The following is a 25,813-nucleotide window of genomic DNA, read 5'->3' as shown; positions in this document are numbered from 1 at the left end:
TGTTATGTTGACGGTGGAGGCCATGCCTGGCAGCGGTTGATGCTTTGGACCGCAGCGCCTGATGGCAAAGTTGTAAGCAAGCATCACGGCATTGCCTGAGCTTGGAAAGTCAGCGAGCGTCTGCGATCAGGCATCCTGCGCCAGGCGCGCCAATCGTTCAGGTAAGTATAACGCCGATTACTCTAAGGATGATTTCTTGTAGGGATTATATCGTACGAGAACCCGGAGGAAGTCATATCAACTGCAGACTACCAAACGCATAATCGATTCCCCTCGTCAAGGCATCCACGCGCGCCCGGAGTCTGATAAGATGAGCATCGTATCATCCAAACCCGTCTAAAACTTATCCAAAGGACGATCCATGAACTCTCATAAACTGCTTGTATCCGCGTTAATACTAGGGCTGGGGACGCTGGCGGGCTGCTCGGTGGAAAAACCGGAGAAGCCGGTCAGCTTTCAGAAGGATGTATTGCCCATTCTGAAGACCAGCTGCGCGGAATGCCATACTGCGCCTGATGGCGAGGGCTACCAGAAGAGCGGTCTGGCGGTGGGCACCTACGAGGAGCTGATGAAAGGCACTAAAATGGGGCCGGTTATCATTCCCGGCCAGAGTCTCAACAGTAGTCTGAACCGGTTGGCCGAAGGTCGGCCCGGCGTTGACCCTTCTATCCAAATGCCGCATGGCAAAGTGAAATTGCCAGAAGAACAACTTGCTCTCCTGCGCAAATGGGTCGATCAGGGCGCCAAGAATAATTAGACGCACGCTCGATTTGCCAGAGGCTTCGAACAGGCCGGTCTCCCACTCATCCACACAGGGGCGAGAGACCGGCATCATCGTTTGACCCTCGATCCGCTTCCAACCCCCGTCGTTCGCCCCGCCGGCTTGCCGGTCTGGGCGTTATGCCCACTTCGGGCCGCTTTCTGGGGATGCAACATGGTCGCTTCCAGACAGACCGCGCTCGCCGGCGCGGATTTCGATACGTGGTTGAATACGCTCAGCGTCCAATGGATGCCCGCACAGATTGAAATCGTGCGGCGCGCCTACGGACTGGGGGGTGAACCGGAGTTGGCGGTTGCCGATCTCCTGACCGACCTGGGTATGGACTACGAAGCCGCCGCCGCCGCCTTACTGCACCCAGCTGTGGTTGCTGGACCACTGACGTTGGCGGATTTACGAGAACAGTTCGGAGAAACCATTGCGCATTTGGTCGATGGCGTGATCAAGCTCGACGCAATTGGCGAACTGCACCAGAGTAGCCAGCATGTTGGCCGTCAGCTGGAAAGCCTGCGCAAAATGCTGTTGGCGATGGCTCAGGATCTGCGCGTAGTCCTGATCCGGCTGGCGATGCAACTCCACAACCTCCGGCAACTCGGTCGGTTGACGCTGGAAGAGCAGCAACGCATTGCCCGGGAGACGCTGGACGTCTTTTCACCGTTGGCCAATCGGCTTGGCATTGGCCGCATCAAGTGGGAAATGGAAGATCTGGCGCTCCGTTATCTGGAACCCACGACTTATAAGCAACTAGCCACCGCGCTTGAGCAGCGCCGCGCAGACCGGGAACAGTATATTGCCCAGGTTATGGAGGAATTGCGCGGCTATTTGCGGGATGCTCGCCTCCATGCCGAAGTCAGCGGACGGGTCAAGCACATCTACAGTATCTGGCGCAAGATGCAGCGCAAGAAACTGTCCTTCGAGCAGGTTTTTGACGTGCGCGCAGTGCGGGTGCTGGTCGACACTGTCAATGATTGTTACGCGGCGCTCGGTGTCGTTCATGCACACTGGAATCATATCCATCAGGAATTCGATGACTATATCGCCCATCCCAAGCCGAACGGTTACCAATCGCTGCATACTGCGGTGGTAGGACCGGAAGGCCGAAATCTGGAAGTCCAGATTCGCACCTTCGATATGCACAGCAATGCTGAACTGGGTATTGCTGCGCACTGGCGCTACAAGGAAGGCGGCGGGGGTCCGGGCGAAGCGGCGGCTCAGCAAATTGCCTGGCTGCGGCAAATGCTGGAATATCGTGAAGAAGATACTGACGAAGGCGACTTGCTGGAGCGGTTCAAGGCCGAGGCGTTTCAAGACCGGGTGTACGCTATTACCCCCAAAGGCGCGATTGTCGAGTTGCCGCAAGGGGCGACTCCGCTGGATTTTGCCTATCACGTCCACACCGAGGTTGGGCATCGTTGCCGGGGCGCCAAGGTCAATGGCCGGATTGTGCCATTAACCTACGAACTCAAGACCGGCGAGCAGGTGGATGTGCTGACCACCAAGACCGGTGGGCCTAGCCGTGACTGGCTCAGTCCCCACTTAGGCTATGTCAAGAGCAATCGGGCGCGCGCCAAAATCCGGCAATGGTTTATTCAGCAGGATCAGGACAAGAGCATTATCGCGGGCCGCACGGTTCTGGAACGGGAATTTCAGCGACTGGGCGTTCGCCATCTCAAACTGGAAAAAGTCGCCGAGCGGCTTGGATTCGCCAAGCCTGACGAGTTATTCGCCACTGTTGGTCATGGCGCGCTGACCACCGGTCAAGTGGTGTCCAAAATTCAGGATTTACTACCGCAAGCGCCGCCCGCCGAGGATAGTCTGCCGGTGGTCCGCAAGCCGAAAACGGCTGAGCCGGGTAAAAATGATGTGCAGATTCGCGGCGTTGGGCAGTTACTGACGCAGATTGCCCATTGCTGCCAACCGGCTCCGTTTGAACCGATTGCTGGTTACATCACTCAGGGACGCGGCGTGACCATTCACCGACAGGATTGCGCCAACCTGCTGGCCTTGGCTAATCGACATGGCGAGCGGGTGATTGACGTGGGTTGGGGCGAGACGCCGACCACCTATCCAGTGGATATCATGATCATTGCCCACGACCGCTCGGGTCTATTGCGGGACATTACCTCGATTCTAGCCAATGAGCAGGTCAATGTGCTGGGCGCCAATACGCTGACTGACCGGGAGACTTCGATTGCTCGAATGGGACTCACCCTGGAAATCACGGATGTGCTGCAACTCAGTCGGGTGCTGGACAAGATCAGCCAGTTGCGCAATGTGATGGAAGCCTATCGGAAGAGCTGAAGCTGATTATACCGTTTCTCGATAGGTTTTGAATTCTGGATTCCCCCCCTTTAGCAAAGGGGGGTGAGGGGGGATTTAAACACCGTGGATCGACGCTGTCTGTCGAAATCCCCCCCGGCCCCCCTTTTTCAAAGGGGGGAGACTCTGCTGGTAATGTCATTGAACATAGTGGGAATGGGTATTAGAACTCGATCCCGCGCTGCGCTTTCACCCCTTGTTCCCGATAGGGATGCTTGACGCTGTGGATAGAGCTGACCAGATCGGCTTGTTCAACCAGCGCAGGCGGCGCATTACGTCCAGTCACCACCAGATGCAGTTCTGGGCGTCGACAGGCGAACAAGGTCAGCACTCGTTCTGCATCGAGATAACCGTAATGCAATACTGGATTCAGTTCGTCGAGAATGACCAGTTTGTAGCGCGCCTCCTGGATCATGCGTTTGGCTTCCGCCCAGGCCCGTTCCGCCGTGGCCATGTCCCGCTCCCGATCTTGAGTCAGCCAGGTGAATCCATCGCCAATCACTTGAAAATCAACATTTTCAAAATGGCTGAGCGCCGCCCGTTCCGCGCTGTCCTGACGACCCTTAATGAACTGCACGATCCCCACGGTCATCCCGTGGCCGATGGCGCGCAACGCCATGCCAAACGCTGCTGTAGTTTTGCCTTTACCAGGACCGGTGTAGACGATCAGCAGCCCTTTCTCAACGGTTGCATGGGCTTGTTTGCGTTCATAACCGGCTTTGCGTCGGGCGGTCAGGCGGGCGTGGTCGGAAGAGGCGGTGGACATGAATCATTCCTAAAGCATTCAAGGCGTCAAATGCAGCAAGCGCACGATCAACGGGGCCAGCAACGTGGTCAACAACGCATTCAAACCAATCGCCAGGCCAGCGAACGCGCCCGCTAGACTGCTGATTTGCAACGCGCGCGCCGTGCCGATGCCATGCGCCGCCACCCCAATCGCCATTCCTTTGACGGCGTCATCCCGGATGCGCAGGCTGTGCAATAGCGCGGGAGCGGCGACAGCCCCGACCACGCCGGTCAGAATCACGATCACCGCGGTCAGCGATGGCAGCCCGCCGATTTTTTCAGCAATACCCATCGCTACCGGAGTCGTCACCGACTTGGGCGCCAGCGACAAGAGGGTGCGCGGCGAGCCGCCCAATAGCCAGGCTAGGCCAATGGCGGACAGAATGCCGGTCAGCGAACCAGTGAGCAGGCCGGCCAGGATCGGGAGAAACAATTGCCGCACTCGCTCCCAGTGCAGGTAAAGCGGGATGGCCAGCGCCACGGTGGCGGGACCGAGCAGGAAGTGAATAAACTGTGCGCCCTTGAAATAGGTCGCGTAGGGAGTGCCTGTCAGCAGCAGAATCAGCGCCAGCAGCGCGATAGCCAAGGCGACCGGATTAAAAATAGCCCGCCCGCCGCTACGGCGGAACAGCCAGTGTCCAGCCAGATAGACCAGCAGAGTCACAGTCAGCCACAGCAATGGCGAGGCCGCAAGATACACCCAAATATCGTTCAGCATGAAAACATTCTAATGGTTATTCAAAATGTTGTCATTTTGAATTTTGGGTAGCATCCCGTTCAGCTCATTCCAAAATTAAGTCTCTGCTGAACTTTGCAAGGGTGGTTGCAAGGAAGCCGCGTTTCTTCCGGGTCAACAACGCTGGAGTGTGGGAGCCAGGCAGAGTAAGAGATCCTTTTTGCGAACGACCTTGACCGTCGACTTTTTTTACACGGGCTTGATACCGGGATTTTTCCAAACTTGATCAATTTTTGTTTTTATTGCATTGAGTTATGGTTGAAAAGCGGTGGTTTTCGGCGGCAGGCGGTAGGCTTGGAGAGTTGCGGGGGTGTCGGAATTTTTTACAGAATAACCGACTGATTAAATAGGAATTTGGTTATTTTTTGATCTATTTGAACTTTGTTTAATATATCAATAGTCTATTTTTATTTACAAATTTATCGTTTTCAGTGTTGCAAATGAGGTAGTTCACTTGTCTGTTCCTCAGTCGAAAATCCGCGAAATTGTCAATCATAAATAACAATTAAATAGCTAAGTTTTAAATTAAATTTATTTATTTTCAATAATATAGTTTTGTACGATGATCAAGGCACAACTGGAAATCTGTATGAGTGTCGGAATTTTTTACAGCTTCAATTTTATTAATTTATAACTTTATGATTTATATAATAAATATAAGTTGGTTTTTTTTTGCATTAATCATTGTAATCCACAATTTAAGGAGAGAAATTGAGGGCTCAGAGGAAGAGCAATATGTTGGAGAGGCAACAGTTTCAGTTCCGCATACCTGGCCATGGCACAGAATAGGTGGAACCGGGTAATCACTTGTTAGGCTGCGTACTATTGTCCTGCTAATAGAGAAATTCACTAAAATATTCGTCATATAATTGATTTTTATAAATTATTAAAAAATACATCCCTTGGAATGTAGGGATCACTGCTAGCGAGACTATATCACATGTTCGGCGGGCTATGCCTGCTGGATATAACCTTAGAGGCTGTACAAAAACGCCTCTTAACGTCAAATCGGGGTAAGTGTCATGTTGAAAAAGCTTGTAACTGTCCTGGAAGCAGGAGTCTTGTTGTTCGTATCAGTTCACTTGGCTGAGGCAACACCAATTATCACAACGGGCCTTATTGCAGCATACGAGTTTAGCGGAAATGCAAACGATTCAAGTGGAAACGGAAACCATGGCGTGGTAAGTGGAGCCACGTTAACTGCTGATAGATTTGGCAACAGCAATAGTGCTTACAGCTTTGACGGAAACAACGACGGCATTTATGTGTTCGACACTGACAATGAACTAGCTCCGCCAACTTTAACGATTTCAGCTTGGTTCAGATTCACCGGATTATTCGATTCCGGAGGAGGCGTGGTAATCGCATATAAGGGCAACTATGATCCTATGCCTCATATGGCTTACTCCTTAGAAATCCAAAAAAGTAGCAAGCAATTAAGTGGGCGATCGGATACAGCAGCACTTTACCATAATGTTTTGTCGGTAAACCCCATCAGTAATAACGAATGGCATCATACCGCTTACGTAATCGACGAAAGCGTAGGCAAAGCTTATTTGTATTTGGACGGCATCTTACAAGATGTGAACACACTCACCGGAACCGTCAATCAAACCGGCGAGCCATTATCTATCGGCAGATACTACTATAATAATCTGTATGATTTTTCAGGCGTTATCGATGATCTTTATATCTATGATCATGCACTGTCGTCTTCAGAAGTTACCGCCTTATATACAGGAGTTCTCTCTGTGCCAGAACCGGCTACCCTGGTTCTTTTTGGTATTGGTATAGCTGTCCTTGCATCTAAGAGATCAAGAAGCGGAGTAGCGCGTAGGGCAGGTTAGCGAGGTAAGGCGGGTCAGGCGCGCCTGATCTGCCTTACGAGTTTTCCTTCTACAAAGTCCACATCTTGCCTCGCCCCACGGGTAACTTTGCTGATTGAACCCGGTCATCGTCTGCTGTTAGTCTTCGCAAACATTGCTTTCGGAGGCGCTTATGGAATTATGCTCTGTGACCCGCAAAGGTCAGGTGACCATTCCCAAGTCGGTTCGGCAACAGCTCGGCATTCGGCAGGGCAGCCGGATTGAGTTCTCGCTGGTCGGCGATCATATCGAAATGCGCGTTAGAAATACTCCACGAGAAGATCGCGCCAGCGGTTATGGAATGCTCAAGAGTCGGCGAACCGCTATCCCGGTGGACTTTGACCCGGCCAAGTGAAGCAACGGTAGTAATCCCCTTTGGCAGAAGAGAGTTAGGGGGAATTTTGGCCCCGGCCCGCACGGTGCTGAATCCACATCACCCCCTGCATGACCAGCGCCGTGACTGCTACTGTGATCAGCGTACCTAGCACCATCGCCGCCACCAGTGCCAGCCATTCATCCGCTAATAATGTGCCGTACTGAATAACGCCCACTCCAGCGGGAATAAACAGCAACGAAAGATGCGACAACAGGGTTTCCGCCGTTGTACGCAGCGCCTCGGGTAACGCCTTGCGCCAGCGCAGCGCCAGAAACAGCAACACCATGCCCACCACCGGCCCCGGCGCCGGCAGGCCGCTCACCTGTACGGCTACTTCGCCGACCAGTTGAAAGGCCAGTAGCACTGCCAGCGCGCCGATCATAATCTTCCATTCCCAAAATGATCCAACAGACGTAAATCCAGATGTTCAGCGATGGCGTCCGCCAGGCGGTTAATGCCTTGCTCGCGTAATTCGCGGTAATCCGGCGTCTCCCGCACCGCCAGCCCCGCCCAGCGCAATAAGGCGTCGCGGGCTGGGGCGGCGTCGAACAGTCCATGCAGGTACGCGCCGAGAATTTGTCCATCGTCGGACTTTGCGCCATCTCGCCGTCCATCGTTCAACACCAGTGCCGGTTGCTCCAGCGCCGGTCCGCGACTGACTCCGGCATGAATTTCGTAGCCGGTCACCTCGGCATCCTCCATTAACAAGCGACCCGTAACCCGATGCAACTGCTTCTCCGGTTCCAGCGTCGTTTCAAAATCCAGCAATCCCAGTCCCGGACTGCTACCCGGCTCACCTTCCAATCCAGCGGGATCATGAACGATTTGACCCAGCATTTGAAACCCTCCGCAAATGCCGATCAGTTTACCGCCATAGCGCAGATGACGGTAAATCGCAACATCCCAGTCCTGTTCCCGTAACCGCTGAAGATCGCTGCGAGTACTCTTGCTGCCAGGCAGAATGATCAGGTCGCTCAGTGGCATGGCTTCACCAGAGCGCACCCAGCGCACCTCGACCTGGGGATGCAGACGCAAGGGGTCAAGATCGGTATGGTTACTGATGCGCGCCAGCACCGGGACCGCAACCCGCAGGCGTTCGGCATCCTTGACCAAGCCGAAATCGTGGGGCAAGGCATCCTCAGCTTCCAGGTGCAGACCTTGCAGATAGGGCAACACGCCCAGCACCGGTTTGCCTGTTTCCCGAGTCAGCCAATCCAGTCCCGGCGTCAGCAGGCTGACATCGCCCCGAAACCGGTTAATGATCAGCCCGGTAATCCGTTCGCGCTCACTCGGCGCGAGCAGAGCTAGCGTACCGTAAAGATGCGCGAACACGCCGCCCCGGTCGATGTCGCCGACCAGCCAGACCGGGCAGTCGACGGCCTCGGCGAAACCCATGTTGGCAATGTCCTTGTCGCGCAGGTTGATCTCCGCCGGACTGCCAGCGCCTTCGACCAGCACCACGTCGTAAGTGGCGCAAAGTCGCTGATAGGACGCCAGCACCGCCTGCATGGCGACCGGTTTGTAATCGTGATAGCACCGGGCGTCCATGTTGGTCAGCGCCCGACCGTGAACGATGACCTGCGCGCCGATGTCGGTATTCGGTTTGAGCAGGACGGGATTCATGTCCGTATGCGGCTCCAGAAAAGCAGCCTGCGCCTGCACCGCCTGGGCGCGGCCAATTTCGCCGCCGTCCACGGTAACCGCGCTGTTCAGCGCCATGTTCTGGGGTTTAAAGGGAGCTACGCGCACGCCGCGCCGCGCCAATAAGCGGCACAGTCCCGCGACCATGACGCTTTTGCCAGCGTCGGAGGTCGTGCCTTGAATCATCAGAGTCTGCGTTTTCATGACTGAATTTTGGCGGAAATCGTCGGTCTTTGGCTACACTAAATAGCTTTGGAAGCGATATAAAAACGTAAGCATTCATCCCTCCCTTTTGAAAAAGAGGGGCGGGGGGATTCCGCACAGCAAGCGGACTCCTACATTATGAAAGGTAATCCTATGCTGCTAACCGCCTTACTATGCTTGGGCGCGGTGCTGCTCGACCGGCAGTGGGGCGAACCACGCCGCTGGCATCCGCTGGTGGGCTTTGGCAAGCTGGCGCGCCGCATTGAAACAGGACTCTACGGTCCTTTGGAGTTGAACGCTCAAATCCGGCGGGCGCGTGGCGTCACTGCCGTCATTATGTTACTGATGCCCTTCACGGTCGTCGCTGGATTGCTGACCTGGATTCCCATGCTGGGCTGGAGTGTGGCTCTGGGGGCGCTTTACCTGGCGATCGGCGCGCGCAGTCTGGCGGAACATGCCGAGGCGGTGGCGGCGGCGCTGGATGCCGACGATTTACCGCTGGCGCAAGAGAAGGTGGCGATGATCGTCAGTCGCGATACCGACGATCTGGACGAGGAACAAATCAGTCGCGCCACTGTGGAGTCCGTATTGGAAAATGGTTGCGACGCCCTCTTTGGCGCGCTGTTCTGGTTCGTGCTGGCTGGCGCTCCAGGCGTCGTACTGTACCGGTTGGCTAATACCCTGGATGCGATGTGGGGCTATCGCACGTCGCGTTACCTGCATTTCGGCTGGGCGGCGGCGCGGCTGGATGATGTCCTGAACTGGGCGCCGGCCCGGTTGACCGCGCTCGGTTATATAGCGGTGGGCGATCATCCGCGGGTAGCCTGGCGTTGCTGGCGCGACCAGGCGCCAGGCTGGAAAAGCCCCAATGCCGGTTCGGTGATGGCGGCAGGCGCAGGCGCGCTGGGCTTGGCGCTCGGCGGATTGGCGCGTTATGGCGGCGAATGGCAGTCGCGCCCGGTGCTGGGCGAAGGGCTGGCTCCCTGCACGGAAGACATCGGTCGCGCCGTGCAGCTGGTGCGGCGGGCGTTATGGCTGTGGTTAGGGGTGATTGCCCTGGGGGGATTGATCTTTGCTTGAACATGGCGGCGCATTGCGAGCGGCAGCGGCGCGTTACGGGATTCCTCTCAGTGACTGGCTGGACGTGTCCACCGGCATTCATCCCCAGGGTTGGCCGGTTCCCCCGGTTCCCGCGATCGCCTGGCAGCGTCTGCCCGAGCGGGAAGATGGTCTGGAAGCAGCGGCGGCAGCCTATTACGGTACGCCCCATCTATTACCGGTCGCCGGTTCGCAAGCGGCGATTCAAGCCTTGCCATTGTTGCGGGAACCGGGTCGAATAGGAATCCTGCATCCCAGCTACGCCGAACATGCCCACGCCTGGCGACGAGCTGGCCATGCGATTGAAACGCTGACCGTTACGGAGCTGGAAACGGCGGTGGATCGCCTGGATGCGGTGGTGGTGGTGAATCCCAACAATCCCACGGGCCTGCGTTTTGCGCCGGAAGTTTTGTTGCGTTGGCGGGAACGGCTGGCGCAGCGCGGCGGCTGGCTGGTGGTGGACGAAGCGTTCATGGATGCTACGCCGGACGACAGTTTAACCGGTTATGTTGGCTTGCCCGGATTGATCATTCTGCGCTCCTTGGGCAAATTTTTCGGCCTGGCCGGGGCGCGAGTGGGCTTTGTCCTGGCGGAATCGGCGGTGCGGGAGCGCTTGCAAGATGCGCTTGGCCCCTGGACCGTCAGCGCCCCGGCTCGTTGGGTAGCCACGCAGGCGTTGAGCGACCGGCGTTGGCAGGAGGAAATGCGAAGTCAATTGCCCCTTTTGGGAACGCGCCTAGCGGAATTGCTCAAGCGGCAGCGCTTGCCTGTAGCCGGCGGGACCGCCCTGTTTCAGTGGATTCCCTTGCCGGAAGCGGAATTTTGGCAGGAGGCCCTGGCCCGGCGCGGGATTCTGGTGCGGCGTTTTACCAATCCGCCGGGACTGCGCTTTGGTTTGCCGGGCAATGAACCGGCTTGGCGGCGGTTGGAAGGGGCTTTGACCGGAGTTCGAGCGGAACGATTGACTCAATAGCCGCCGGGCAACACTGTGCTTTTGCTCGACGACTGCCTGGAGCTTGTGAAGCTAACACCCCTTCCATTCCGGTTTGCGCTTACCGATGAAGGCGTCGATGCCTTCCCGAGCATCTCCGCTGTCCAGATTACAGGCCATGACTTCAGTGGCGCAGGCGTAGGCTTCTTCCAATCCCAAATCCAATTGCCGGTAGAAAAGTTCTTTACCCATACGGATCGCCAGCGGCGATTTGTTGAGGATCGATTCGGCAAGTTGCCAAACGGTCGCATCCAGTTGCTCTGGCGGAACCACCCGATTAATCAACCCTTGTTGCAAGGCGGTCGCTGCATCGATGAAGTCGCCAGTCAGCAAGAGTTCTAGCGCCTGTTTGCGGCCCAGATTCCGGCTTAACGCCACGCCAGGGCTGGAGCAGAACAGGCCGACATTGATGCCGGAGGTTGCGAAACGGGCGTTATCGGATGCAACCGCTAGATCACAAGCCGCGACCAACTGGCAACCCGCAGCCGTAGCAATGCCGTGAATCCGGGCGATCACGGGTTGCGGCAGGCGATTAATGGTTAACATGACCTGTCCGCATTGGGTAAACAGCGCTTGATTAAACGCCCGGCTGTCCTGAGCGCGGATTTCCTTGAGGTCATGGCCCGCGCAAAATGCGGGACCGGCGCCGGCGATCACTACAACTCGAACCGATTCATCAGCGCCCACCGCATTCAGCGTCGTTTGCAAGGCGTCCAGCATCGCTTTTGACAAGGCGTTGTACTGCTTGGGTCGATTGAGGGTCAGGGTGGCTACGCCAGTTTCATCCTGGCGTAACACCAGGGCGTCTTGAGAAGAAGAGGTTGCGGTCATGGCGCGGGTTCTCCTGGGATGGATAAGCTTTGAATGAACAAGAAAATTGTAGTGGATTCCACAGATCATGACTGAATGTTTTATACTTTCAGACCTCTCTTTTCAACTGTGTCGGAAGCCGTGAGCCATTGTGACACGCCGATAGTCTACATTCTGGATCCTGAGGCTACACTGCGCGATTCTCTGCGCCGACTGGTGGAATCGGTCGGTCTCCATGCCCGAACTTTCAGTGAAACCGATGCATTCCTGGCGGTCTATCAACCCGAACGGCCTGGTTGCCTGTTGCTGGATATTCGCATCACCGGACGCGCCGAAGTGAGTGCTCAACAGGTGTTACGCGAACAGAATATTGACTTACCCGTTATTGTCATTGCCCCACGCAGCGATGTGGCCACCGCGGTCAACGCCATGAAGCAGGGTGCGATGGACTTTCTGGAAAAGCCGTTGAATGATCAGTGGTTGCTGGACTGTGTGCATCATGCAGTCACCGAGGACCGAGACCGACGCCGCGCTCGGGCGTGGCGTCGCATCCTGTTGAATCGATTCGAGACCTTGACCCCGCGTGAGCAGGATATCTTGCGCGAAGTTGTTGAGGGCCTGTCCAATCGGGAAATCGCCGAACGCTTGGATCTGAGCCGCAAGACCGTGGAGGTGCATCGAGCCAAAGTTATGCAGAAAATGGAAGCGCGCACTTTATCGCAACTGCTTCGAATGGCGATGGCCTTGGGAATTCTCAAGCTTTACGATGTGAGAGAGGGGTGACCATGTGTCTGATTTTAATTGCGTATCGTTGTCATCCTGGTTATGAACTGGTGGTCGCCGCCAATCGCGATGAGTTCCACCAGCGGCCTACCGCGCCACTGGGGTTTTGGGATGAAGCGCCCCGGATACTGGCTGGGCGCGATCTTCAGGAAGGAGGTACCTGGATGGGGATCACGCGCGCCGGCCATTTTGCCGCGATTACTAATTACCGTGATCCGGGTCAGGTCAAGTCGGGCGCGCCTTCGCGGGGGCGACTGGTGCGGGATTTTCTGCAAGGTTCACAATCGGCAAACGATTATCTGGAACAGTTGCGCTCGATTGCCGACGACTATAACGGTTTTAACCTGCTGCTGGGTGATCAGACCGGCCTGTACTATCACTCCAATCAGACGGGCGAGATTCGGGCTTTACCGCCAGGGTGGTATGGTCTCAGCAATCACTTGCTGGACACGCCCTGGCCGAAGTTACGGAGGGGCCTGAGCCTGCTGCGTGGCCGGCTGGACCAGCGGCCCGATCCGACGCCGGACGATTTGCTGGAAGTGTTGACCGACCGCCGCGTTGCACCGGATGCTGAGCTGCCTGAAACCGGCGTTCCACTTGAATGGGAGCGCTGGCTGTCATCGATTTTCATCGACGCGCCGGGTTATGGCACTCGCGCTTCAACTGCGCTGTTGGTTCGCAATGATGGCGATGCGCATGTCGTTGAAATCACTTGGGCTGACGCCAGCCGGCGGGAGTTTCAACTCGACTGGCGGTCATGATTCCACTTGTTTGCGCAAGCGATCATCGGCTATTCTTAAATCCAGCCCTGTTGCGGGCTGTCTAATTTTCCCGGCAGTTTCCGTAGTTTCCGCCCCGGTAGCTCAGATGGATAGAGCGCACCCCTCCTAAGGGTGAGGCCACAGGTTCGAATCCTGTCCGGGGCGCTAATTTTCAACTGGTTAACCAAAAGGACTGTCGTGCGTCCGTCGTGCAGAATCTCCCAAATATTTAGGCGCTTCTGCGGACCCTGACGTTTGTTTCAACAAGGTCTTTCTTCGGGGAGGCATGTTATGAGTGCTGATGAGACTCAGGAATGGTGGGAAACTCTGAATCAGCAGTATAGCCACGCAAAAAACCATCTATCTGGTAAATATCAGTCTATCGCCATAGCACGAAAGTGTGCTTGGTGTGCGAGCTACCCGCGTCAGGGTTGGAAACAACGCATTCAAGACTGCGATGCAGGCGACTGTCCATTGTGGAAGGGATAGCCTTATCTTGGAGGGTGTTGCTATTTATTTCGGGTTGCATAGTCGTAAGCGCATGATCAGCGGGTCGCAGGGAAATTGCGGCTAAAGAAGAGGATTCACTCACGCACCGAATCAGAGGCCCAATTACCGCTTCCGTGGAGGCAACTCATCATAGTGCGGTAGGGCGCTGGGTTCGATGTACCACGGCGCGCGCGAACCCCAGAAAATGTTGTGCATCGGACGGATCAGCGGATCGTCATCCAGGGTGCCTGCCGGAACGACGACTGCCTTACCGCTTTTCCCCAACCAGGGCAGAGAGGAACCGCAATGCTGACAGAAAGATGTGGCAAAATGCTGGGCCTCCTCGACTTCATATCGACCAACATATTCCTCTCCGCGAGTCCATCGAAAATCAGCAGGCAATACCAATAGATTGGCTGCAAAGGCGCTACCGGTAAACTTCCGGCATCGTGAACAGTGACAATACTGAAAGATGCCCAAATGGCCAGTGATAGCGTAAGACACCCGGTTACAGAGACAGCGTCCGGTGATTTCGTGAGTCAACATGGCGGCTCCTCAGAGTTCAGTTGCAATGTGTGCTTAATACGCCTTAGCGCTATTTACCGGTTTCTCCCACCACTCGGCTGGCGGCCAGCAACATGATCTTGGCCAGGCGGGTGCGCTGATCAGCCGTCAGCTTTTCTTTGTTGGCCAGCATCAGTCCGCGCGTACAAATCGTGTCTACCGTGGTGTCAAAGCCCCATTTCTTCTCGGCGACGGTCACATCCTCGAAGGTATACACGGCGCTACCATCGGGCAGTTCATCGTTCAAGTCCCAGTCCTTTACCGGAATCAGGCGGAAATCCTTGGGATTCTCCAGCACCACCTGCATTTCGGTGGACTTGGCCAGCGGTTTCTGCACGACCATGACTGCTTGAATCTTGCTTGCTTTCCCGCCGCTCTTGATTTGCAGCAACGCCTCGGCGCCATCGACGAATGCGGGCGCGGTGTTCTTGAACGCCGGCTCCAGTTCGGTCATGTATTCCCAGGTCACCGCGACGCCGCTGTTTGGAGACTGCACCGCGATCAGCCGGTCTTTGCCCTTTTCCTGCAAGTCGCTGTCGCTGCGAATATCGCTGTCCTTGCCGGTTACGATAAATACGCATTCCTGACCGATCTCGCCCAGATTGATGAACTTGTCGGCGAAACCGGGATGATCCTTGAGGTAGTATTTCAGGGCGTCGGCCTGGGCCAGGCCGACGTTGACCGGATTGGCGGGATCAGCAAGCCGGTTGAGATTTTCCAGAGAACCCGCGCTGGTCAACACCTCGGCAGGTTGATCCTGCTCGGCCAGCACGCTTTTCAGCCGCCCGCCGATGGTGTTGTAGCCGCCGCCGCTTTTGCCGGTACTAATCGTAATCAGCGGGTCAGCGGCCTGGGCGGAGGCCACGCCAAGCGCAGCGGTTAAAAGGAGTGCGGACGACAGGGCGGATTTGGCGATCATGGTGGATTCCTCCGGTCATGGGTGTAAACGGGTGTTAATAGATTTGGGTGTAAACGGGTGTTAATAGATTCTAGCCTCGCCTGGCGGCCGTGTCCTGAACCGCCGATAGGCCCACAGATATTGTTCGGGAAGGGTGCGCACTGCCGCTTCGACGCCCCGGTTCAACGCAGCGACGGATTCCGCTAAGGCGGCGGCTTCGACAATTTCGGGCAAGGCGCGCAGATGCAGGGCATAGCCTTGACCATGTGGTAAACGCTCGGCCCAGGTCAGAAATAGGGATGCGCCCGTTTTTCGCGCCAGTCGGGACACCAGGGTCATGGTGCTGGCGGCGATGCCGAAGAACGGCGCGAAGACTCGACCCGCAACTTCTTCGCCATCATCGCTGCCAATGTCCTGATCGGGCAGAATACCGAGCGCCTCACCCCGCTGCAATGCTTTCAGTAAAGCGCGAAGGCCCTGTGCATTTGTTGCAACGACCTGCCCACCCATCCGGCCCCGGCCCCGGCTACTGAGTACATCAAATTCAACCCGTCGACTGGGACGATAAAGAATGGTCATTGGATAGCGGCTGGAATAGTAGAGTCCCGCCATCTCCCAGGAACCCAGATGCGGCGTAATCAGTATCACGCCACGCCTGGCATTCATTGCAGTGACCAGCGCCTCCTCACCCGCCACGGTTCCGTAGATCAACGCTAATAGCCGTTTCCTCGGCCACAACCACAGCGGACCCAATTCCAACAGGCCCTTGCCTGCCTCCATCAAGCTCTGGCGCAACAGCCGGTTCCTCTCACCAATCGATTTTTCGGGAAAGCACAGATCCAGATTATGCTGCGCGATGCGTCGGGACCGGTTGTTGGGAATTCGCCAGAGCAGCCAACCGCAAAACGCGCCCAGGCAGTGAACCCAGGATAAAGGCAGGGCAGCGATCAGGCGGAACAGACCATGCATGACCATCAATCGGTTCATGGCTCCAGATCCAGTTCACTGGAAAAATCCTGCGCCAGCACCTTTCCTGCTTTCTCCAGTTCCGTTTCGGGAACCTGAAGTTCAATGCCGTCCGCGATCAACCCGAGACCTGACAAAGAGCGATCCAGCAATCGGCAGGAAATACCTTCCGCCACCAGCCGGCCTCGGCTAATTTCGGCAGTAGGTAAAACTTCAAACACAGCCAGGGTAACCCAGGGGGTTTTTACATACATGGCGGTCACTCATAATAAGTAAGCTATAGTTTCCCATGCCCGCTGCTTGACGCAAAGTATGTAAGCAGGTTTCATCATTAGCGATTCAATTATTTCCACATCTTCAACAAGCGTTGCATTATCATGAAAATCACCATTTTTGGCTCCGGCTATGTTGGATTAGTCACCGGCGCCTGTTTTGCCGAAGTAGGCAATGATGTCTTGTGCGTGGATGTCGATCCGCACAAGATCGCCATGCTTCAACGAGGCGAGATTCCTATTCATGAACCCGGACTGGATGACGTGGTGCGCCGCAACAGCGCCAGCGGTCGCTTGCGTTTCACTACCGAGGTTGCCGAGGGTGTAGCCCATGGCCTGTTTCAGTTTATCGCAGTCGGTACGCCGCCGGATGAGGATGGTTCGGCTGACTTGCAGCATGTTCGTGCTGTGGCGCGCGCTATCGGCCAGTATTTACAGGATTATCGGGTGGTGATTGATAAATCCACCGTGCCGGTCGGCACCGCCGACATCGTCCGGGAGACGATTGCCGGCGCTCTCGCTGAACGTGGTCAGGCTATCCCTTTCTCCGTGGTCTCCAACCCGGAATTTCTCAAGGAAGGCGCGGCGGTGGCGGACTTCATGCGTCCCGACCGCATTATTGTCGGTAACGACGATCATCGGGCCACCGTACTGCTGCGCAATCTCTACGCGCCGTTCAACCGTAATCATGACCGGTTGATCGAGATGGACGTGCGCTCGGCGGAATTGACCAAGTACGCGGCTAACGCCATGCTGGCCACCAAGATCAGCTTCATGAACGAGATAGCCAATCTGGCGGAACGCCTGGGCGCCGATATCGAGAAAGTGCGCATCGGCATTGGCGCTGACCCGCGCATTGGGTATCACTTCATCTATCCCGGCGCGGGATACGGGGGGAGCTGCTTTCCCAAAGATGTCAAAGCCTTGGAATACACGGCCCGCTCCGTGAACTATGAAGCCGTGTTGCTGCAAGCCGTAGAAGCAGTCAACGAGCGGCAAAAAACCATGTTGTTTGCCAAAATCCAGCGTCATTTCCACAACGAGCTGCGTGGGCGCACGTTCGCACTGTGGGGCCTGGCCTTCAAGCCTGGCACCGATGACATGCGCGAAGCGCCCAGTCGGGTGCTGCTCGAAGCCCTGTGGCGGGAAGGCGCTGCGGTTCGAGCTTATGATCCAGCGGCGATGAACGAGGCGCGACGCCTGTATGGCGAGCGGCCGGATTTCCAGTTGTGCAACCGGCCAAGCGACACATTAAATGGCGCGGATGCGCTGGTGATCATAACCGAATGGAGCCTGTTCCGCAGTCCTGATTTCGACGCCATCCGCCAAGCGCTCAAGCAACCGGTGATTTTCGATGGGCGCAATCTTTATGATCCTGAGTATCTGCGTGAACAAGGATTTGTCTATTACGCAATTGGCCGAGGTGAGACCGCATGATTATTCCCGTCATTCTCTCCGGCGGTAGCGGCGCCCGGCTGTGGCCGTTGTCCCGCGAAACCTATCCCAAACAGTTTTTGCCCCTGGTGGATCAGAACACCATGTTACAAAACACCGCTTTGCGGGTAGCCGGTTTGCCGGATGTCGCTGCGCCGCTGGTGGTGTGTAATGAAGAACATCGCTTCATGGTGGCGGAGCAATTGCGCGCCGTGGGCATTCATCCCGCGGCAGTGATCCTGGAGCCGGTGGGACGCAATACCGCGCCGGCGGTGGCCATTGCCGCCCTGCATGTGCAAAGCTGCAACGACGACCCACTGCTTTTAATCCTGCCTTCCGATCATGTGATTGCCGATGTCGATGGCTTCCGCGCTGCGGTTCGTCAGGTCACGTCACCGGCTGAAGCCGGCCAGTTGATCACGTTCGGCATCGTCCCAACCGCGCCGGAAACCGGCTATGGCTATATTCAGGCCGGGGCGCCGTGGGCCGACTCCGGGATCTGCAAGGTTGATCGCTTCATCGAAAAACCCGATGCAGCGACCGCTCAGAGCTATGTAGCGTCCGGTCACTATTACTGGAACAGCGGCATGTTCATGTTTAGCGCTTCGGCGTTTCTAGCCGAACTCGAGCGCTTTGCTCCAGCCATGCTGTCGGCTTGCCAGCAGGCGCTGGCGACGGACCGGGCGGATACGGATTTTCTCTGGCTGGGCCGGGAGGCGTTTGCCGCCTGCCCCAAGGATTCCATTGACTACGCGGTCATGGAGAAAACCGATCATGCCTTGGTGATGCCGCTGGCGGTCGGCTGGAACGACGTGGGTTCCTGGTCAGCATTATGGGCGGTCGGCGAGCGGGACCAGGACGGCAATATCGAGCGTGGCGATATCATCAGCATTGATACCCGTGATTCCTATATCGACGCTGCCTCGCGTCTGGTCGCCACAGTCGGCGTAGAGCACTTGGTGGTGGTGGAAACCGCTGACGCGGTGCTGGTCGCCGGCAAGGATCAGGTGCAGGATGTGAAAGCGGTGGTCGATCAACTCAAGACCCGCCACCGCTCGGAAGGACGGATGCACCGCAAGGTCTACCGGCCTTGGGGTTGTTATGATTCGATTGATTTCGATCAACGCTTTCAGGTCAAGCGCATCACGGTCAATCCGGGCGCCAGCCTGTCCTCGCAAATGCACCATCACCGCGCCGAACATTGGGTGGTGGTGCGCGGTACGGCCCGCGTGACGCGCGGCGAAGAAGTCTTTCTGTTGACCGAAAATCAGTCGACCTATATTTCGGTGGGCGTGCGTCACCGTTTGGAGAATCCGGGCAAGATTCCGCTGGAAATCGTCGAAGTGCAGTCCGGCAGCTATCTGGGCGAAGATGACATTGTGCGTTATGACGATGCGTATGGGCGTGGTGAATAAGAAGATGTCAGGAGTGAGCAATGAGTGAACTGACCTGTTTTAAGGCCTACGATATTCGCGGGCGGGTTCCCGATGAACTGAATGAAAACCTGGCCTATCGCATTGGCCGGGCCTATGGGGTTTTTCTGCGGCCCCGGCGGGTCGCGGTCGGCTATGACGTGCGGCTGAGCAGTCCGGCGCTTTGCGCAGCGCTGGCGAACGGGTTGCTGGATAGCGGCGCGGATGTGCTGAATATCGGCCTATGCGGTACGGAGGAAATCTATTTCGCTGCTTTTGAACATCGTCTCGATGGCGGGATCATGGTGACTGCCAGCCATAATCCGATGGATTACAATGGTATGAAGCTGGTGCGCGAACGAGCGAAACCGGTGAGCGGCGATAACGACCTGTTCGCCATCCGCGATCTAGCCACTGCGGATGATGATTTCACTATAACCCGCCGGCGTGGCGCTTTGGCCCAACGACCGGATAAAAATGATTATCTCCGGCATCTACTCGGCTATATTGATCCTGGCGCGCTGCGACCACTGAAGATTGTGGTCAACGCCGGTAATGGCGGCGCGGGGCTGATTATCGATGGACTGGAGCCGTATCTGCCGTTTCAATTCATCAAAATTCACCATGAGCCAGATGGAGCTTTTCCTCACGGTATTCCCAATCCCCTGCTGCCGGAATGTCGCGCGGCGACTGCCGAGGCGGTGCAGGAACACAACGCCGATCTGGGGCTAGCCTGGGATGGCGATTTCGACCGTTGTTTCTTCTTTGATGAGGCTGGTCGGTTTATCGAGGGCTATTACCTGGTGGGGTTGCTAGCGGAAACGCTGCTGATGCGGCATCCGGGATCGAGGATCATTCATGATCCCCGCCTGACCTGGAACACCATTTCCCAAGTCCGCGCCGCAGGCGGAATTCCGGTGCAAAGCAAGACCGGTCATGCGTTCATCAAGGAGCGGATGCGCCAGGAGGATGCGCTGTATGGCGGCGAGATGAGCGCTCATCACTATTTCCGTGAATTCGCCTATTGCGACAGCGGTATGATCCCCTGGCTGTTGATTGCCGAATTAATCAGCCAGCGTCACTTGCCCCTGTCAGCGCTGGTCAATGCGCGAATGCGCGCTTTTCCTTGCAGTGGCGAGATCAATTTTCAGGTCGCCGATGCGCCAGCCAAGCTTGCGGAGATTCGCGCCGCCTACGCCGATCAACAACCGAAGGTGGATGAAACGGATGGCCTGAGCCTGGAGTTCGCAGACTGGCGCTTCAACCTGCGTTCGTCCAATACGGAGCCATTGCTGCGGTTGAATGTCGAAACGCGGGGCAACGCCGAATTGCTGGAGCGTTGCACCGGCGAATTACGAGCGTTGATTGAAGCGCGATGATGGTCGCCTTTTTATGAAGAATAATGCCGTTACTGGTAGCGGGGAGGTGAGGGTGAAAAAGTGGGTTATTGGAGTGATCGGTGTTTTGATCATAGCGGCGGCGGGCATAACCGGCGTCGCTTACTGGTCCGGTCTGCAGGCCGAACGCTGGTATGAGGAAGCCTTGGCGGAAGGCTCCAAAAGCGGCAACGTCAAGCTCAGTACGGTACGCTATCAACGCGGGCTGTTCTCATCACATGTCGTAACCCGGGTCGACATCGCCCGACCGCCGGAAGGCAGCGATCCTGATATCCCCGACCCATCCTTCTCAATTCGCCAGGACATCTACCATGGTCCCCTGCCGCTCGCCGGTCGGGATGCGCCAGGCATACCGATGGAGTGGACCGGCGCAGTGGTGCGCGCCACGCTTGATCCCGACAGCAGCGCGTGGACCCGGCAACTGGCGCAGTGGTATGGCGATCAGGAGCCGGTGGTCGCGATTTCGAAAATTGCCTTCGACGGCGCCAGCGATACCCAAATCACCATGCCGCCGTTGACACTAAATGATGTTGAAGACTTGCAAAAGCTGCTTTTTTCAGGGTTGCAGGGCCGGTTCCAAGTCGCCGCTCACTCTGCCGCCGTGCAGGGTGAACTGTCGATAAGCGTCCTTGAGGCGACGGGCAAATCCGCTGAGAACGCGGCTGGCCAAGTGCAATTGAAGGATTTCACCCTGACCGCCGATCAGCGCAAGGGCGCTTTTGGTCTGCTCTATGGCGAATCCAGTTTCAAAATCGGCGAATTGCGCGTCCAGGATGAGACCACCGGTGAGCCGTTCGTCATGACCAACTTCGGTATGACCGCTAACCTCAGTCAGCAGAACCCGCAACAGGTCGCCGGCGAAGTGTTGTTCAAAGCGGATCAGATAACGGTTGACCAGCAAAGCGGAACCGGTAGCTTGCGCTTCGCATTGCGCAATCTGGATGGCGCCACGGTCGAGCAGCTGCAGCAGTGGCAGCAAAAAATGTCCAGCAACCCCAATGATCCCCAGGCGTTGGGCGAGTTGCTGAATTTGGTTAAAGCGCTGCTGCGCGGCAAACCGGAACTGGCGCTGAATACCGAGGCGCAGCTGAGCCAGGGGGACTGGCAAGGTCAGTTGACCCTGGATTTCCAGGATTTTGGCGACATGAGCGCCTTGCAAGACCCGATGGGTCTGCTGGCCGCCCTGGAAAAAGGTCTGGCGGAGGTGGTCGCCTCCAAGGCGCTGGTCGAAACGGTGTTGACCGACGCTATCAGTGAAGAATTACGGACCCAGGCTGAAGGGCAGGATCAACCGCTGACCGAAGAAGCCGTGCAAAGCATGGCAGCGATGCAGGCGAACCAGCAACTTCAGGAGCTGACCACGGCTGGATTCATTCGGCTGGAGGGAGATCACTATAAAACGACTGCGCGTTTTGAAGAGGGTAAACTGGTTGTCAATGGTCAGGAAATTCCGCTTATTCCCCCGACTGGTCCTTTGCAGTGAGAGACTGTGAGCCGCATAAATTTAATACCGGAGTGTGTGAACTTGGAACAACTGCTGACTCTTATGGCCCGCCTGCGCGACCCGGATCATGGCTGCCCATGGGACCGCGAGCAGACTTACGCCACTATTGTCCCGCACACGATTGAGGAAGCCTACGAAGTCGCCGACGCCATCGCCCGCGAGGACTGGACGGAATTACGCACCGAACTGGGTGATTTGCTTTTTCAGGTCGTGTTTTACGCGCAGATCGCCCGCGAGGAAGGACGCTTCGACTTCGCCGACGTAGCAAGCGGCATCGTCGAGAAAATGACCCGTCGCCATCCTCATGTTTTTGGCGATGAAAGCTACGCTAATGCCGCGGAACAAACCGCCGCCTGGGAGCGAATCAAATCGGCGGAAAAAGTCGAAACGTCGGGATCCGCCGCCAGCGTCCTGGAAGGCGTTCCCCTGGCATTGCCTGCGCTGATTCGGGCGGTTAAGTTACAAAAGAAAGCCGCGCGCGTGGGCTTTGATTGGGGCGCGGTGGAGCCGGTGCTGGCCAAGATTGAAGAAGAGATCGCCGAGATACGCCACGAGGTGGCCAGCCATGCCCCGGCGGAACGGTTGACCGACGAGCTGGGTGACGTGTTATTCGCAGTCGCCAACCTGGCTCGCCATCTTAAACTCGATCCTGAAGACGCGCTGCGTGGAACAAACGCCAAGTTTGAGCGACGCTTCCGGCAAATCGAGATCTGGCTGGCGGAAGAGGGCCGCACGCCCACGGAGGCAACGCTGGCGGAAATGGATATACTGTGGGAACAGACAAAGGCTGAAGAACGGTTACGCTACCGCTGATAAATATTGTTTTTTTCAAACGAAAACTGGACAAATCCAGGCACGGCTTCCGGTTGCCGAAACCTGACGCCTGAAACCTCTATCCTTGCTCGTCCAGAGACTACGCTGCTCAGCGCAGCCGATCATCCTCGATTTGCAATGGCCCCTCGCTGGCCGCTTTTGGCTGTGGCCGTTTGCTCTCCAGCTTGATCCGCAATCGCAGGTTGTTAGCGGAATCTGCATGGCGAATCGCAGTTTCATAACTAATCTGGCCAATTTCATAGAGATTAAACAGCGCCTGATCGAAAGTCACGATGCCTTGTTCGCTAGAACGGGTCATGACCGGCTTGATCTCCTTGACCCGTCCCTGAAAGATTAGCTCCGCCATCAGCGGCGTGTTCAGCAAAACCTCCACTGCCGGGATCTGGCCTGGTCGATCCTCGCGCGGCAACAGTCGCTGGGAAATGAACGCTTTCATATTGAACGACAGGTCCATCAGAATTTGCGCCCGTTTCTCTTCCGGGAAGAAATTGACAATACGATCAAAAGCCTGGTCGGTATTGTTCGCATGAAGAGTGGTCAGGCACAAGTGTCCGGTCTCGGCGAAGTTGATGGCGTGCTGCATGGTTTCGCGATCCCGCACTTCACCAATCATGATGACATTAGGCGCCTGCCGGAGGGTGTTCTTCAGCGCTGACTCGTAGGAGTCGGTGTCGGTCCCCACCTCGCGTTGATCCACCAGACATTGTTTGTGACGATGAAAAAACTCGATGGGGTCTTCGACAGTGATAATATGCTCCTGGCGCTGCTCATTACGGTAATCCAGCATGGCCGCCATCGAGGTCGTCTTGCCGCAACCGGTGCCGCCCAGAAAAATCACTAATCCACGCTTGGTCAGGGCAATCTCCTGGAGGGTCAGCGGCAGGTTTAATTCCTCGATGGTTGGAATCTGCTGCTGGATCAGGCGCAGCACCATGCCAGCACTGCCGCGCTGGGTAAAAGCGCTGACTCGGAAACGGGCCATATTGGGGAAATTCAGGGAAAAATTAACTTCATGATACTGGTCGAACACCCGTGCATGGCGATCATGCATGATTGCCCGGCTCAACAGCGTTGTCTGTTGAGGAGTCAACCTGCGGTCGCCTACGCGATGAATAATCTGATTGACTTTGAGCGCTGGCGCGCTGCCCGCGGTGATGAAAATATCCGATCCACCGACATCCAACAGCTTGACTGTCAACTCATAAAGATACTGAGTCGCTTTTTCGTAATCGTTGACTTCCAGTGCCGAACTCTGCTCCATACCGCGTCTCCTTTTGGCTGATTGATACGCTATACTCGAAAAATTATACTGGCATTTGCGTATTCCGGCATGATCGCCCAACCCCTCCGCTATTTTTGGCTGCTTTGCGCCTCGTCACTCTGTCTCATCGCGCTTTCGGACTGATATCAGCCTCTGTTTTACCATCAGGAGAAGATTATTTCCATGAATGTGAATGGCTCCCGCTACTGGCTCCCGCTACTAGCGTTGTTGCTCCCATTGTGTTGGATAGCCGCCGCTCCGGCGGCGCGTCCCGAAATCGTGCAACCGTTACCTGATTTTCGCAAGCTGGTGAAGCAAAACGAGGCGGCGGTCGTCAATATCAGCTCCACGCAAACCCCCAGCCGGCGGTCCCGCTCATCCGGGTTACCGGACTTGCCAGGCAGCGAAAATCCCTATCTGGAGTTTTTCAAACGATTCTTTCAGGAGCGCCCCGAACTTCCCGGCGATCGTCAGGCGAACTCGCTGGGTTCCGGTTTCATCATTTCCACCGATGGCTATATCCTGACCAACGCCCACGTTGCCCAGGATGCCGAAAAAATTATCGTCCGGCTCAGCGATCAGCGGGAACGGCCGGCCAAAGTAATTGGCGTCGATGAATTGACCGATGTTGCCGTACTCAAGATTGATGAGGGTGAAAATCTGACTGCGGTCAAAATTGGCGACTCTGATGCATTGGAAGTTGGCGAATGGGTGGTGGCCATTGGTTCGCCGTTTGGACTCGAACTCACCGCGACGCAGGGCATTGTCAGCGCGGTGGGCCGCAACCTGCCCAGCGGCACTTATGTACCCTTCATCCAAAGCGATGTGGCGGTCAACCCCGGTAGTTCCGGCGGCCCGCTCTTCAACCTACGCGGCGAGGTCGTCGGCATCAATTCGCAAATTTACAGCAGCACCGGCGGTTATATGGGCCTGTCCTTCGCGATTCCCATCAAGCTGGCGATGCAGGTGGCCGAGCAATTGAAGGCGACCGGCGAGGTAACCCGAGGTTGGCTGGGCATTCTGTTGCAAGCTGTCAACAATGATCTAGCCGAGGCCTTTAAACTCGACCGGCCGCGCGGAGCGCTAGTCGCCCAAGTCCTGCCCGACAGCCCGGCGGTCAGCGCCGGCTTCAAACCCGGCGACATCATTCTGCGTTACAGCGGCGAACCGGTAGAGGACTCCTCGCAGTTGCCACGCATGATCGGTGTGACCCCGGTCGGCAAGACCGTGGCGATGTCGATTCTGCGCAACGGTGAACCGCTGGAAATCAAGGCCACGATCGCCCGCCTGGAAACCACCGAGGAACGGGTCATGACGATGGATGAGTATAGCGACCCGCGCCTGGGTATCATCGTCGCTGATCTGAGCAATGAGCAACGGCGTGGACTGGGTCCTGATGACGACCAGGGCGTATTGGTCACTGGACTGGATGAAGGCCCCGCCGCCAACGCCGGCCTGTATCCCGATGACATTATTTTACAGATCAACCATGTCCCAGTGAAAAGCGGCAGCCAATTTGTTGAAATAGCCAAAGAACTGCCTAATGGTAAAGCCGTACCGGTGCTGGTGCGTCGGGAAAACGAATCGCTGTATCTGGCCATCCGCATGCCGCCTGAACGAGAATGAGCCATTAA

At 56.4% G+C, this 25,813-nt stretch carries 24 protein-coding genes and 1 tRNA gene; 15 read left to right on the top strand and 10 right to left on the bottom strand.

Annotated elements, in window-relative coordinates:
* The first annotated feature begins 361 nt into the window (after positions 1–361).
* Positions 362–757, top strand: a complete 396-nt coding sequence (locus H6973_00215; protein ID MCP5124094.1) for a hypothetical protein — start codon at positions 362–364, stop codon at positions 755–757.
* A 177-nt stretch (positions 758–934) separates the two neighbouring features.
* A complete protein-coding gene (gene relA / locus H6973_00210; GenBank protein MCP5124093.1) occupies positions 935–3,079 on the top strand; it encodes a GTP diphosphokinase in 2,145 nt (714 codons plus the stop codon).
* A gap of 181 nt (positions 3,080–3,260) precedes the next feature.
* Here the strand turns inward: relA and cobO are convergent, their stop codons facing one another.
* Positions 3,261–3,863: a cob(I)yrinic acid a,c-diamide adenosyltransferase gene (cobO, locus tag H6973_00205; protein ID MCP5124092.1), complete on the bottom strand. Its 603-nt coding sequence runs from the start codon at positions 3,861–3,863 to the stop codon at positions 3,261–3,263.
* A gap of 18 nt (positions 3,864–3,881) precedes the next feature.
* Entirely contained in the window at positions 3,882–4,601 is a 720-nt protein-coding gene (locus H6973_00200) for an LrgB family protein (GenBank protein MCP5124091.1), read from the bottom strand.
* Positions 4,602–5,641: 1,040 nt separating this feature from the next.
* Between H6973_00200 and H6973_00195 the strand changes: the two genes are divergently transcribed.
* On the top strand, positions 5,642–6,466 hold the full coding sequence (locus H6973_00195; protein ID MCP5124090.1) for a PEP-CTERM sorting domain-containing protein: 825 nt from the start codon (positions 5,642–5,644) through the stop codon (positions 6,464–6,466).
* A 151-nt stretch (positions 6,467–6,617) separates the two neighbouring features.
* On the top strand, positions 6,618–6,839 hold the full coding sequence (locus H6973_00190; protein ID MCP5124089.1) for an AbrB/MazE/SpoVT family DNA-binding domain-containing protein: 222 nt from the start codon (positions 6,618–6,620) through the stop codon (positions 6,837–6,839).
* 34 nt (positions 6,840–6,873) lie between these two features.
* Here H6973_00190 and H6973_00185 read toward each other — a convergent pair whose 3' ends face one another.
* The gene (locus tag H6973_00185) at positions 6,874–7,242 is read right to left on the bottom strand and encodes a CidA/LrgA family protein (GenBank protein ID MCP5124088.1); all 369 of its coding nucleotides are present in this window, start codon (positions 7,240–7,242) and stop codon (positions 6,874–6,876) included.
* The gene (locus H6973_00180; GenBank protein ID MCP5124087.1) at positions 7,239–8,705 is read right to left on the bottom strand and encodes a cobyric acid synthase; all 1,467 of its coding nucleotides are present in this window, start codon (positions 8,703–8,705) and stop codon (positions 7,239–7,241) included. Before H6973_00180 ends, H6973_00185 begins: the two co-directional genes overlap by 4 nt.
* 156 nt (positions 8,706–8,861) lie before the next feature.
* On the opposite strand from H6973_00180, the gene H6973_00175 reads away from it, so the two are divergent.
* Positions 8,862–9,785 (top strand): cobalamin biosynthesis protein, encoded by a 924-nt coding sequence (locus H6973_00175; protein ID MCP5124086.1) that lies wholly within the window; start codon positions 8,862–8,864, stop codon positions 9,783–9,785.
* Positions 9,778–10,776 (top strand): threonine-phosphate decarboxylase, encoded by a 999-nt coding sequence (locus H6973_00170; GenBank protein ID MCP5124085.1) that lies wholly within the window; start codon positions 9,778–9,780, stop codon positions 10,774–10,776. The genes H6973_00175 and H6973_00170 overlap by 8 nt, the downstream gene beginning before the upstream one ends.
* A 51-nt stretch (positions 10,777–10,827) precedes the next feature.
* Here the strand turns inward: H6973_00170 and H6973_00165 are convergent, their stop codons facing one another.
* Positions 10,828–11,625, bottom strand: a complete 798-nt coding sequence (locus tag H6973_00165; GenBank protein MCP5124084.1) for an enoyl-CoA hydratase — start codon at positions 11,623–11,625, stop codon at positions 10,828–10,830.
* Positions 11,626–11,700: 75 nt separating this feature from the next.
* On the opposite strand from H6973_00165, the gene H6973_00160 reads away from it, so the two are divergent.
* The 3 genes from H6973_00160 to H6973_00150 all read left to right on the top strand — a co-directional run bounded on the left by H6973_00160 (position 11,701) and on the right by H6973_00150 (position 13,313).
* Positions 11,701–12,387 carry a response regulator transcription factor gene (locus tag H6973_00160; GenBank protein ID MCP5124083.1) on the top strand — a complete coding sequence of 229 codons (687 nt, stop codon included), beginning with the start codon at positions 11,701–11,703 and terminating at the stop codon, positions 12,385–12,387.
* Positions 12,388–12,389: 2 nt separating this feature from the next.
* Positions 12,390–13,148 (top strand): NRDE family protein, encoded by a 759-nt coding sequence (locus H6973_00155; GenBank protein ID MCP5124082.1) that lies wholly within the window; start codon positions 12,390–12,392, stop codon positions 13,146–13,148.
* A gap of 91 nt (positions 13,149–13,239) precedes the next feature.
* A tRNA-Arg gene (locus H6973_00150) sits at positions 13,240–13,313 on the top strand.
* A gap of 447 nt (positions 13,314–13,760) precedes the next feature.
* Here H6973_00150 and H6973_00145 read toward each other — a convergent pair.
* The 4 genes from H6973_00145 to H6973_00130 are packed head-to-tail and all read right to left on the bottom strand — an operon-like array spanning position 13,761 to position 16,319.
* Positions 13,761–14,180, bottom strand: coding sequence for a GFA family protein (locus tag H6973_00145; GenBank protein MCP5124081.1), 420 nt, complete (start codon positions 14,178–14,180; stop codon positions 13,761–13,763).
* Positions 14,181–14,232: 52 nt separating this feature from the next.
* A complete protein-coding gene (locus H6973_00140; protein MCP5124080.1) occupies positions 14,233–15,120 on the bottom strand; it encodes a hypothetical protein in 888 nt (295 codons plus the stop codon).
* Between the two features lie 60 nt (positions 15,121–15,180).
* The gene (locus tag H6973_00135) at positions 15,181–16,086 is read right to left on the bottom strand and encodes a lysophospholipid acyltransferase family protein (protein MCP5124079.1); all 906 of its coding nucleotides are present in this window, start codon (positions 16,084–16,086) and stop codon (positions 15,181–15,183) included.
* Positions 16,083–16,319 (bottom strand): DUF2007 domain-containing protein, encoded by a 237-nt coding sequence (locus H6973_00130; protein ID MCP5124078.1) that lies wholly within the window; start codon positions 16,317–16,319, stop codon positions 16,083–16,085. The genes H6973_00135 and H6973_00130 overlap by 4 nt, the downstream gene beginning before the upstream one ends.
* 123 nt (positions 16,320–16,442) lie before the next feature.
* Between H6973_00130 and H6973_00125 the strand changes: the two genes are divergently transcribed.
* The 5 genes from H6973_00125 to mazG are packed head-to-tail and all read left to right on the top strand — an operon-like array spanning position 16,443 to position 22,897.
* Positions 16,443–17,774 carry a UDP-glucose/GDP-mannose dehydrogenase family protein gene (locus H6973_00125; protein ID MCP5124077.1) on the top strand — a complete coding sequence of 444 codons (1,332 nt, stop codon included), beginning with the start codon at positions 16,443–16,445 and terminating at the stop codon, positions 17,772–17,774.
* The gene (locus H6973_00120; protein ID MCP5124076.1) at positions 17,771–19,186 is read left to right on the top strand and encodes a mannose-1-phosphate guanylyltransferase/mannose-6-phosphate isomerase; all 1,416 of its coding nucleotides are present in this window, start codon (positions 17,771–17,773) and stop codon (positions 19,184–19,186) included. Before H6973_00125 ends, H6973_00120 begins: the two co-directional genes overlap by 4 nt.
* A gap of 20 nt (positions 19,187–19,206) precedes the next feature.
* A complete protein-coding gene (locus H6973_00115; GenBank protein ID MCP5124075.1) occupies positions 19,207–20,562 on the top strand; it encodes a phosphomannomutase in 1,356 nt (451 codons plus the stop codon).
* 52 nt (positions 20,563–20,614) lie between these two features.
* Positions 20,615–22,063: a YdgA family protein gene (locus H6973_00110; GenBank protein ID MCP5124074.1), complete on the top strand. Its 1,449-nt coding sequence runs from the start codon at positions 20,615–20,617 to the stop codon at positions 22,061–22,063.
* A 6-nt stretch (positions 22,064–22,069) separates the two neighbouring features.
* Positions 22,070–22,897, top strand: a complete 828-nt coding sequence (mazG, locus tag H6973_00105; GenBank protein MCP5124073.1) for a nucleoside triphosphate pyrophosphohydrolase — start codon at positions 22,070–22,072, stop codon at positions 22,895–22,897.
* A 109-nt stretch (positions 22,898–23,006) separates the two neighbouring features.
* Here mazG and H6973_00100 read toward each other — a convergent pair whose 3' ends face one another.
* Positions 23,007–24,179, bottom strand: a complete 1,173-nt coding sequence (locus H6973_00100; GenBank protein MCP5124072.1) for a PilT/PilU family type 4a pilus ATPase — start codon at positions 24,177–24,179, stop codon at positions 23,007–23,009.
* 183 nt (positions 24,180–24,362) lie between these two features.
* Here H6973_00100 and H6973_00095 point away from each other — a divergent pair, with 183 nt between their 5' ends.
* The gene (locus H6973_00095; protein ID MCP5124071.1) at positions 24,363–25,805 is read left to right on the top strand and encodes a DegQ family serine endoprotease; all 1,443 of its coding nucleotides are present in this window, start codon (positions 24,363–24,365) and stop codon (positions 25,803–25,805) included.
* Positions 25,806–25,813 lie beyond the last annotated feature (8 nt).

This window comes from Gammaproteobacteria bacterium (genome assembly GCA_024235095.1).
In the GTDB taxonomy this organism is placed as follows: Bacteria; Pseudomonadota; Gammaproteobacteria; order Competibacterales; family Competibacteraceae; genus UBA2383.
This window is presented reverse-complemented; position numbering and strand designations above follow the sequence as displayed.